General features: G+C 53.6%; 1 protein-coding gene. It reads left to right on the top strand.

The genetic code is table 11. The features are described 5' to 3' along the window. The coding region (locus tag AOA59_RS00710) for an immunoglobulin-like domain-containing protein (RefSeq protein ID WP_143522741.1) at positions 1-824 on the top strand (824 nt) is incomplete at both ends.

Here is an 824-nt window from a genome sequence, read left to right on the forward strand (position 1 = left end):
GTGTTCAACACACCAGCCAACGACGTCTATAACAACGGCAGCACGGTCAGCACCACTATCGCCAAAACCGAAGGCGGTAACTTCGAGAACCTGGTTACCGATCCAAAAGCGGCCGTCACTTCGATTACCGACTCGATCGACAACACCACGGTTTCTCTGAGTGCTGATAAAGCCTCCGTGGTTGAAGGCGGCGACATCACTTACACCGCTACCTTGACCAACAAGGCGCAAACCGACGTTACCGTGACGCTTTCGAACGGTCAGACGATCACTATTAAAGCCGGTGAGACCACAGGCTCGACTGTGTTCAACACTCCAGCCAACGACGTCTACAACAACGGTTCGACTGTCAGCACCACCATCGCGAAGACCGAAGGCGGCAACTTTGAGAATCTGGTTACCGATCCGAAGGCAGCTGAAACAGCCATCACTGATTCGATCGACAACACCACGGTTTCGCTGAGTGCAGATAAAGCCTCTGTAGTTGAAGGCGGTGACATCACTTACACCGCAACCTTGACCAACAAAGCGCAAACTGACGTTACCGTCACGCTGAGCAATGGCCAAACCATCACCATCAAAGCCGGCGACTCCGCAGGCTCGACGGTTTTCCACACCCCAGCTAACGACGTCTACAACAACGGTTCCACCGTCAGCACCACCATCGCCAAAACCGAAGGCGGTAACTTTGAGAACCTGGTTACCGATCCGAAAGCGGCCGTCACTTCGATTACCGATTCGATCGACAACACCACGGTTTCGCTGACTGCTGATAAAGCCTCTGTAGTTGAAGGCGGTGACATCACTTACACCGCGACCTTTGC

It is taken from the genome of Pseudomonas sp. 2822-15, assembly GCF_002742515.1.
Lineage (GTDB): Bacteria > Pseudomonadota > Gammaproteobacteria > Pseudomonadales > Pseudomonadaceae > Aquipseudomonas > Aquipseudomonas salomonii.